The 10,282-nt window shown below is 42.9% G+C and carries 8 protein-coding genes and 2 pseudogenes; 6 read left to right on the forward strand and 4 right to left on the reverse strand.

Translation table 11 applies throughout. The features are described 5' to 3' along the window. Positions 1–225 (reverse strand): annotated as a pseudogene (locus QZY09_RS12600) (hypothetical protein); the annotation flags it as partial. A 98-nt stretch (positions 226–323) separates the two neighbouring features. Next, a complete protein-coding gene (gene tilS / locus QZY09_RS12605; protein ID WP_295672889.1) occupies positions 324–1,661 on the reverse strand; it encodes a tRNA lysidine(34) synthetase TilS in 1,338 nt (445 codons plus the stop codon). A gap of 50 nt (positions 1,662–1,711) precedes the next feature. On the opposite strand from tilS, the gene QZY09_RS12610 reads away from it, so the two are divergent. Then, a complete protein-coding gene (locus QZY09_RS12610; protein WP_295672891.1) occupies positions 1,712–4,273 on the forward strand; it encodes an OstA-like protein in 2,562 nt (853 codons plus the stop codon). A 231-nt stretch (positions 4,274–4,504) separates the two neighbouring features. Here QZY09_RS12610 and pepT read toward each other — a convergent pair whose 3' ends face one another. After that, positions 4,505–5,761: a peptidase T gene (pepT, locus tag QZY09_RS12615; RefSeq protein ID WP_295672893.1), complete on the reverse strand. Its 1,257-nt coding sequence runs from the start codon at positions 5,759–5,761 to the stop codon at positions 4,505–4,507. Positions 5,762–5,835: 74 nt separating this feature from the next. Between pepT and QZY09_RS12620 the strand changes: the two genes are divergently transcribed. The 5 genes from QZY09_RS12620 to QZY09_RS12640 all read left to right on the forward strand — a co-directional run bounded on the left by QZY09_RS12620 (position 5,836) and on the right by QZY09_RS12640 (position 9,959). Continuing rightward, the gene (locus QZY09_RS12620) at positions 5,836–6,558 is read left to right on the forward strand and encodes an outer membrane beta-barrel protein (protein ID WP_295672894.1); all 723 of its coding nucleotides are present in this window, start codon (positions 5,836–5,838) and stop codon (positions 6,556–6,558) included. Positions 6,559–6,562: 4 nt separating this feature from the next. Beyond that, positions 6,563–6,928: an MmcQ/YjbR family DNA-binding protein gene (locus tag QZY09_RS12625; RefSeq protein ID WP_295672895.1), complete on the forward strand. Its 366-nt coding sequence runs from the start codon at positions 6,563–6,565 to the stop codon at positions 6,926–6,928. 42 nt (positions 6,929–6,970) lie between these two features. Next, positions 6,971–7,372: a ribonuclease E inhibitor RraB gene (locus QZY09_RS12630; protein ID WP_295672897.1), complete on the forward strand. Its 402-nt coding sequence runs from the start codon at positions 6,971–6,973 to the stop codon at positions 7,370–7,372. A 179-nt stretch (positions 7,373–7,551) separates the two neighbouring features. Continuing rightward, entirely contained in the window at positions 7,552–9,294 is a 1,743-nt protein-coding gene (locus QZY09_RS12635; RefSeq protein WP_295672899.1) for a M14 family zinc carboxypeptidase, read from the forward strand. Continuing rightward, on the forward strand, positions 9,291–9,959 hold the full coding sequence (locus tag QZY09_RS12640) for a rhomboid family intramembrane serine protease (RefSeq protein WP_295672900.1): 669 nt from the start codon (positions 9,291–9,293) through the stop codon (positions 9,957–9,959). Before QZY09_RS12635 ends, QZY09_RS12640 begins: the two co-directional genes overlap by 4 nt. Here the strand turns inward: QZY09_RS12640 and QZY09_RS12645 are convergent. Beyond that, positions 9,928–10,282, reverse strand: a pseudogene (locus QZY09_RS12645) (hypothetical protein); the annotation flags it as partial. The gene QZY09_RS12640 and the pseudogene QZY09_RS12645 sit on opposite strands and share 32 nt — an antisense overlap.

The following is a 10,282-nucleotide window of genomic DNA, read 5'->3' on the forward strand; positions in this document are numbered from 1 at the left end:
ACTTTTATTTAAGATGCGGGTACGAAAATGGAGCAAAAACCCCATAATGATAGAAATGATAATGATAGCGAAACCAACCACTACCAGCAGGTCGCCGTTCCGTTCGCGTTCATCAGTAAAAAAGTACGCGGCAAAGCAAAACATAGCCAAAACCAGGCGGATGGTAAGCGGTATAAACTCACGCCCCAGGTATTGTTTTTCGGTAAATGCCGGTTTATCGCTCATTGTGTCAATTAGTTAATTTGATGATTTGAAAATTTGAAAATTATAGCAGAGCGTTCGAAGATGATCAATCATTTTCAAATTGACACATTTTCAAATCTTCAAATTGTCTTCATCAACTCGAATATAGTTACTTTTTTAGTTTCCTTACTTACTTTATAACGTTCATCTGGCCGGTATCCGCCCACCCATACCACCTCACCGTTGCCATTGATCAATAAAGGTATTTCATTTTTTTTATGCAGAGGCACTTTCTCCCCTATAAAAAAATCACTTATTTTTTTGTTACCACGCATGCCGAGGGGATAAAAATGATCTCCCTGCTGCCAGGCGCGCAAAGTTAACGGATATATCAGTAAATCAGTATCAACAGATACTGCCAAAGGATTATTTTTTATGATGAGCGGGCTGTCGTCATGCAATATGCTGAGTTTATACCCGGGATACTCTAATTCGCGATCATCCGGACGGATCAAAGTCTCCTCTTTTTTGACCTGCTTAACCGGGCTGATGATCAGCTTGCCGCGGTCCAGCACAAGCCGGTAACCTGGCGTTTCAAACATCCTTCCCGGGTGTTTCTCCAGCGAAGAGATCAGGTCATCCACAATTGTTTCGTTAACCCCGAATTCCTGTAAAAGATTAAAAAGCAGCAGCTTTTGGGGTTCCAGTTTTTTCAGGTCTTCCAATAACAGATGCACCTCTTCGTCATGGTAAACAAACAACGCTTTTTTTAATTCGGCTACCTTTTGCGTTAAAAGCTGTTCCAGGTCGCGAAAATGCTGCAGGTTTTTTTCAAAGGTTTGTTCCAGGTCGGGGTTCAGTTCTTTTAATTTGGGGATCACTTCAAGCCTGAGCTTATTACGGGCATATTTTACCGACGCATTTGAGCTGTCCTCTACATAATCCAGCCCGTTTTCATCAATAATATTTTTTATCTCCTCCCGGTTTAAAAACAATAAAGGCCTAACCAAGGCGCCATTCTTCGGCAAAATTCCATGCATACCGGCAATACCGGTGCCGCGGGTAAGGTTTAACAATATTGTTTCAATTGCATCGTTTTGATGGTGCGCAAGCGCTATAACTAAGTACCCTGATTGTATCCTGACTTCTTCAAACCATTGGTATCGAAGCTCGCGGGCGGCCATTTGGGTAGATATTTTTTTATCGGCGCTATATTTTAAAGTATCAAAATTGATGGTATGAAACGGAATTTGCAGCTTTTCAGCAAGTCGGCGGCAAAATTCCTGGTCGCCGGTTGATTCATCGCCCCGCAACTGGAAATTACAATGGGCAATACCAAAATTAACGCCTGCCGATTTAAGTAAATGAACCATTACCACAGAATCCATACCCCCGCTCACGGCCGCCAGTACCTTGCTGCTGTGCCCGAACAGGTTATTCAGGTCGATAAAATCAGTAAAAAGTTTAACCGGCAGCATCCATCAAAATTATTAATTTAAAACCCCAACAAAAAACTAATTTTGCCATCGTGAATAAATATGTTTTAAGTTTTTGTTTATTGCTTGCCACGGGTGTTGCTATGGGCCAAAAAAAGTCGATTGTCAACCTGATCAAATCCCAAAGCAGCACAGGTATAAAACTTAACGGGAAGGATATTATAAAGGTTTACCAGGGCACATTTAAGCAGGACTTCTCAACGCTAAGTTCTGATAGCGCCTACTTTTATCCCAAGGATAATGCAGTGGATGCTTTTGGCAACGTACACATCAACCAGGGCGATACGCTGAATATTTATTCGGACAAGCTGAATTATAACGGCAACACCAAGGTGGCCATATTAACGGACAATGTGCGCCTGGTAGACAAGGATGCAACGTTAACCACCAACCACCTTAACTATAATACGGCAACCCGTATAGGTACTTATACCGATGGCGGCAAACTGGTAAACAAAGACAATACCCTTTTAAGTAAAAACGGGTATTATTTCGCCGTAAGCCGCGATTCTTATTTCAGGTATGATGTGTCACTTAAAACACCCGACGCGCTGGTTAAAACAGATACGATGCGTTACAATACAGGTACACGAATCTCTTATTTTTACGGGCCAACCAATATATACAGCACCAAAAACGAAAAAGACAGGGATACCCTGTATACCGAAAACGGCAATTATAACACAGTGAATGAACAAGCCTCCTTCGGAAAAAATAACTTTTATCACTCGGGAACGAAATCGCTAAAAGGCGATAGTTTGTTTTATGACAAGCTGAAAGGCTACGGACGGGCGGTTAAACATGTAATATTTAACGACAGGGAACAAAAAACGACTATCAGGGGTAACCTTGGTACCTATTTTAAGGCCGATGAACGTACCATCATTACGGACGACCCTTATGTGATCATGGTTACCGAGCAAAAGGATACCACTAATGCCGACTCAGCGGCCAGGGCAGATTCATTAAAAAAATTACAGCCGCAAAAAAAGGGGGCAATCACCATGGATCAGCTGATCAAAAAGACCATACCGGGTAAAACCAGCAGCATCAACAGCGAACAGAAGAACAAATTGATTGATTCGGCCCTAATTAAAAAAGACGAACTCATCAAACGCATCCAGGCAGAAAATTTATCAAGAACCGATTCTGCATTTAAAAAACTGTCGCCGCAGATCAATGCTTTAATTCCAAAAAAAGACATCCCGGCAGCGGTTAATACAGCTACAGCCTTGATAAAAAGGGTTTCGACAGTTAAGAAGTTGATAGCTAAAAGCAACACACCAAAAACCAAAATAGTGCCTTCAAAAAAGCCGGGGGTAGTTCCGGTAGTTAAGAACGCGGGGAAGCCCGCTGCTGCGGATAAACTGCCCCTCAAAAAGCTAACCGGGAAGGATACGTCTAAGATGAAGACGGATTCTATTTATATGTCGGCCGATACGATCGAAACGCAAATAATGACTTATAAGGATTTAAAAGTTTATTTCGAAAAACAGCGACTGGCCCATTTGATTGATACGACCATAAAGAAAAAAGCTAAAGTAAAAGAGTCGAAGTTTTTAACTGGTGCCCGTGCCGTTTTAAAGATAGATTCGAACTTTCTGCAGCGCGAAATTTTTGGAAAGGCTAAACCTGTTGTCATAAAGAAAAAACAACTCACCAAAAAGCAGTTGGAACAGGATAGTATCGCAAAAAAACAACAGGCCGATTCTATCGCGACAGCAAAATTGCATGAACCAAGCGACACCGCGCGCATCAGGATCATTATTGCGCACCATAGTTTTAAAATGTTTAAATCGGATCTGCAGGCAAAAGCCGACTCAATGTTTTACAGCAATAGCGACTCCACTATCCGTTGTTACGTAAAGCCGATGATGTGGACACAGGGCTCGCAACTTTCGGGCGATACCATCCATTTGCAGATGAAGCACAAAAAACTGGACAATTTAACAATGTGGCCCCATGCCTTTATTGTAAATATTGAAAAAACGGATTCATTGCACTTTAACCAGGTGGCAGGAAAAAGAATGCGGGGATTTTTTAAGGACGATAAACTGCACCGGATGCTGATAGAGGGCAATGCCGAAAGTATTTATTTTGCCCGAGACAGCGGAAAAATGACCATCAGCGGCATGCAGCGCTCATTAAGCAGTAAGATCAGGGCCGATTTTAAGGATAACAAAGTAACCAATATGGGCTTTTATACCAAGCCCGAAAACAAATACGGCCCGTTGAATAAATTTACCGAAGACGATAAGATATTAAAAGGCTTTATCTGGAAGCCAAAAGACAGGCCGGTATCCAAGGAGTCGATCATCCCATCGTTCGGCAAAAAGAAGAAAAAAGCCGAAGCAAAGGCCGCTGCCGCAAAAGCAGTCAAAGGAAAGCCAACCGACAAAAAAACAGGTGGCAAAACGGCTAAGGATAGCACCCTGAAAACCGTCCCAGGGAAACTGCCTGCAATAAAAACAGCGAAAGATAGTACGGTAAAACCACCCGCAATAAAAGCCGCAAAAGACAGCGTGGTGAAAAAAGGACCGGCCAGTTTGCCGGTTAGCGGAGCAGGCAAAGATACTACCCTTAAATCCCGGTAAAGCTGCCTGTTATAAAAGCGGTTAAAGACAGTGTGAAAGCTGCGCCGCCTAAGGGTAAGCCGATAGCGTAAATTTTTTTGTCGCTTTTGCGGTCATTGGGCTAAAATTTTAACCACAAAGGAAACGAAGGGCGCACAAAGAACACGGAGGATAAGCCCCTTTAGTTATGAGCTGTTATTTCATATAATTTCGAAATCAATTTGCACATCCGCACATTTGCATATCTGCACATCAAACTGCTTTCTCTTCCCAAATTACGCATAAATGCAAAATGGTCTCCACTGCTTTTTGCATATCCTGTACCGATACCCACTCCTGGCGGCTGTGGAAAGCATGTTCTCCTGCAAAAATATTAGGGCAGGGCAATCCCATAAACGAAAGCCTCGAACCATCGGTACCCCCCCGTATGCTGCACATTTTGGCTTTCAAACCAGCCCGTTTCATGGCCTCCATGCCATATTCAACAATTTGCGGATGCTGGTCAAGAACCGACCGCATGTTACGGTATTGCGGCTTCACGTCCAGGTCATAGGATGAACCGGGGTATTTTTGCAATATCTGATTGACAACACTCCGGATCGTATCAGCATGATCCGCCAACTTCGCATCCTCAAAATCGCGGATAATAAACTCAATAGTTGCTTTTTCTACATGGCCCTCAACGGCAACCGGGTGCACAAAACCCTGCATTCCTTCAGTGCCTTCGGGCGACAGGTCACAGGGCAGCGCCGCGATGATCTCGCCGGCTATTTTAATAGCACTTTCCATCTTTCCTTTCGCAAAACCGGGGTGTGTGCTTACACCCTTAATGGTCAGCTTTGCGCCATCGGCAGAAAAAGTTTCGTTTTCCATATTGCCTGCGCTTTCGCCGTCCATGGTATAGCCTGCATAAGCACCGAGTTTTTCGATGTCGGCTTTATCGACGCCGCGGCCGATCTCTTCATCCGGCGTAAACAGGATCCGTATTTTACCATGTTTTATTTCCGGGTGTTTTATTAACTGGTAGCAGGCGTCCATAATTTCGGCAACGCCGGCTTTATTGTCGGCGCCCAGCAAAGTGGTGCCGCTGGCGGTCACCAGGTCGTTACCGATCTGGTTTTTCAGGTCGGCATGGTCTTTTAATCTAATAATTTCTGACGGATCATCGGGCAAAATGATGTCCGCTCCCTGGTAATTTTTATGCAGAATCGGTTTCACTCCTGTGCCGCTGCAATCAGGTGCAGTATCCATGTGCGAACAAAAACAAATGACCGGCACACTGTTTTTTGAAGTATTGGCAGGGAGAGTAGCATAAACATACCCAAACTCATCCAGGTGCGCGTCATCGATGCCCATGGCCAATAACTCCTTTACCAAAATATGGCCAAGGTCTTTTTGTTTTTCGGTGGAGGGGATGGTAGTCGAAGCCGGGTCGGATTGCGTATCCACCGTTACATATCGTAAAAAACGTCCAGTAACTGTAAATTCCGCTATTGAATTGAAATTCATATAAGTATTATTTGAGTAAATTTTATACTTTTGAAAAAGCTCCTAAAATTGTAAATATTGATCAACATTTAGCATTGAAAAAATATATTTTATTTTTCGCAGTAGTTTTTATTGCAACTGCTGTAAAGGCACAAAGTGGGTATAATTACCAGGAATGGGGTATCGGGGGCGGCGTCAGTTGGGAACGGGGATATACTAACATCACCACACAATACAGTCATCCGGGGTTTAATCTCAATGTGGTTTATAATTACAACCCCTATCTGCCGGTCGAAGCGGAAATTCAAATAGGCCAGTTATCCGGCGGAGGCAATTCACCCAAACAGGATCCCTATGGCCGCCATTACACTAATAATTATAAAGCGATTATTTTTCATGCCGATTTTCAGCTTGGTGCCGGTATTGATTACAGTAACGACTGGTTCCTTGAAATTGTAAAGGATTTTTACATCGGTTCAGGTATCGGCTTTATTTCAAACACCAATACGGTACAACGAAACAGTATCTATCAGCCCAGTTACGTATTTCCCGGCAACAACAACAGTGTTAACATCATGGTGCCAATTCGTTTTGGTTATGAGTTTAAAATTTTTGATGATTATAATGAACCGGCTTATGCTATTGATATCGGATATATCCATACCCTTGCTTTTAGCGAAGGCCTCGACGGGTATAATGATCCGCAATCAAAGTTTAAAAACAATGCCATCGATCAGTACCGCCAGTTCAATATAACCTTTAAATATTATTTCGGCAGGGTTGTATCGTTTAATAAACTGATAAGGGAATTCCATTAATACCTTGAATATAGAAGAACTTCGCGAATATTGCCTGCAAAAGCCGGGCACAACCGAAGGTTTACCATTCGGCGAGGATACCCTTGTTTTTAAGGTTGGCGAAAAAATATTCCTGCTCACCAGCATCAGCCAGGGCGACCGTTTCAACGCCAAGTGCGACCCGGAACTGGCCGTTGAACTGCGCGAGCGCTATACTGAAGTAAAGCCAGGCTACCACATGAACAAAAAGCTTTGGAATACCATTCACATGGATGGCGCTTTAACTACCCGGCAATTGCAGGAAATGATCGATCACTCGTATGAACAGGTATTTAAAGGCCTGCCGAAGAAGGTGCAGGAAGAAATAAATGTTAACAGGAATTGGAATTGATATTTACCTTTATATTTATAAACCTAAATTGCAAAAGTAGAAATGGGATTATTTAGCTTTCTTAAAAACAACGGTAACGGGCAATTTGTATCTGCGCCAGCATTTGAAAATCAGGTTGCAAAACAAATGCAAATGACGCCCCTGACGATGAAGGAGTTAAGGAAGCTCGACGTAACTGAAGACAAAGAGCTTAAGCTTGAATATTTCTTTTATACAAATACTGCTCAAAAAGCAAGTGTATTCGCACAGGAACTCGAAAAGTTAAACTATGAGGTTAAATCAGGGCAATCTGCCGGTGATAAAAAGCTTTTCATAATTACAGGCTGGACAACAAAAATGAAAATGGATGATGTAACTGTTTCAAACTGGACAACAAAAATGTGCGAATTGGGTTTTAATTTTGATTGTGAATTCGATGGGTGGGGTACAACACCTGATCAGTAAATTAACTGATCGTCAAAAAGCAAAATATAAAGTTTTACAAAATAGACTAAAGGCCTTTGCGCAGTCGTGGTTCTGCAAGCTCACCATTACAACCCATCGCATTAATAAATTAACTCCGATACTAATAAAATCTGCATCGGATAATCCGCTAATAAAATATCTTTGTCAAAACTGATCAAATGAAATCAACTCTAACGGCGCTGTTTATTTGTATTATTTTTTGCTCCGCGAAGGCCCAGCTTACCCCATTTGAATTAAGCAAGGATAAAAACTATACCGCTACCTACAGCGAAATAATAGCTTATTACCAAAAACTAAGCGGCCAATACCCTCAAATGCGCCTGTTGAATATTGGCATGACCGACGTTGGCAAGCCTTTAACGCTTATTGTTTTATCACGTGATAAGGTTTTTGATCCGGCCCTCATCAAAAAACAAAATAAACGGGTACTGCTCATCAATAACGGCATCCACCCCGGCGAACCGGAAGGTATCGATGCCAGCATGATGCTTACCCGCGACCTGCTCAAAAAAAATGCCCTGCCGAAAGATGTGGTCATTTGTTTGATCGCGGTTTATAATATTGATGGTTGTTTGAATCGCGGCCTTAGCCGGATTAACCAGAACGGTCCGCGGGCATACGGTTTCAGGGGGAATTACCGCAACCTGGATCTGAACCGTGATTTTATAAAAGCCGATAGCCGCAACGCGCTGGCTTTCGAAAAGATCTTGAACACCTGGAACCCGGAAGTTTTCCTGGATAACCACACCAGCGACGGCGCCGACTACCAGTACGTAATGACCCTGATTGAGACACAGAAGGACAAACAAAACCCGATACTTGCTGCATATACCTCGAAAACCTTATCTCCTGAGTTATACAAAAGGATGAAAACAAGCGGTTACGAGATGACCCCCTATGTGGAAAGTGAAGAAACCAGCCCCGATTCGGGAATAGTGAGTTTTTTAGAGACGCCGCGCTTTGCTACCGGCTATACCGCCCAGCACAATATCATCAGCTATATTACCGAAACGCACATGCTGAAAGTTTTTGATAAAAGGGTGTATGCCACCTATGATTTTATGCAGCATTTGATCGACATTGTGGAGCGTGATGCCAAACAAATAGGCCAATTAAAACATGATGCTGATGAACAGGTGAAACTGCAGCAAACCTTTGCCCTTAACTGGGAACTTGATGAGCAGCATTATGATACCCTTGTATTTAAAGGTTTTTACGCAGGCCATAAAACCAGCGAAGTAAGCGGCCTGCCACGATTGTATTATGACAGGAGCAAGCCCTATACCAAAACCATTAAATATTATGATAACTACAAGGCAAGCGCCACTATTGAAAAACCGCTGGCCTATGTGATCCCGCAGGCATGGGGCAAAGTGATCGACCTTTATAAACTTAATAATGTGGCGATGAAACAGCTGGCGCATGATACCACGCTGGATTTACAGCTATATTACATTGGCGATTATAAAACACCCCAACGCCCATACGAAGGCCATTACCTGCACAGTAATGTTAAACTGAACCCCGTAGATATAAAAGTAAAATTTTACGCCGGCGATTACGTTGTTTATACCAACCAGGCGCTTAACCGGTATATTGTAGAAACATTGGAGCCACAGGGAGTGGATTCATTTTTTGCGTGGAATTTCTTCGACTCAGTTTTGGGCGAGAAAGAATATTTTTCGGATTACGTTTTTGAGGATGTGGCCGCTGACTTATTAAAAAAAGACCCTGACCTGAAGAAAAAACTGGAGGATGAGAAATTGAAAGACCCTAAACTTGCCGCCAGCGCTTCGGCACAATTATATTTTGTGTACCGTAATTCTACCTATTTCGAAAAAACATACCTTCGCTACCCGGTAGGCAGGTTGCTTACTGATACAAAACTTGATTTAAAATGACCCATATCCTATTGCAGGCCGAAGATTCCGGCATGATGCAGCTTATCATGACTGCGCCGGTGGCCTCGTTCATATTTGCAATTACCATAGCCACCTCTTTATGGGCTTTTTATAATGACACGCTTTACAGCAACCTGATATTGCACCCGGCCAGTGTTTCAAAAGGCTACCGGATTTATACCGTTATTACCAGCGGTCTTATTCATAATGACTGGATGCACCTGTTTTTTAACATGCTTTCTTATTATTTCTTTGCGTTTCAACTGGAACCGGTTTTAGGCCATTGGCAATTTGGTTTGCTTTATACGCTCAGTTTAATTTTAAGCGACCTGCCTACAGTATATAAACACCGGAATGACGATTGGTACCATAGCCTTGGTGCATCGGGCGCGGTTAGTGCGGTAATATTCAGCTATATCATGTACAACCCTATGGGATCCATGTACATCATTCCGTTCCCTTTTCCAATTTATTCAATTGTTTTCGGGGCGTTGTATCTGGTATATTGTAATTACGCTTCAAAACGGGCACAGGACAATGTTAACCACGATGCACATATGTTTGGCGCCTTAAGTGGCCTGTTGCTTACTATCATTCTGCATCCACACACCGCACATGATTTTTTGATGCAAGTCAGCGAGAAAGTTCAATCGTGGATCCATTGATCAGGCTGCCGTCAGCATTAAATAAAAAACTCATCGGCTGTTCGGGATTTTTGATAATCTCGAACAGCAAAAAGTTCCAGTTTTTCCAGAAACTTTCCAGCACCTGCCCGTAGGTTTTTGGCATCCAGTCGTCAAATAAAGGCTTGCTACTCAAACCGCGCAAAGGCATTGCTTCCAGGTATATGTCATCCCCGACGGGCAAAATATTATACTCAGGAAGGCGGTTAAACAGGTACGCTGAATAAAATACCCGCCCGCAAAATTCCTCAAACTGGATAGGGTGCAATAGCGCGTCTCCTATTTTTTCAACGGTCTCGGTATGG

This window comes from uncultured Mucilaginibacter sp. (assembly GCF_903913935.1).
GTDB lineage: Bacteria > Bacteroidota > Bacteroidia > Sphingobacteriales > Sphingobacteriaceae > Mucilaginibacter.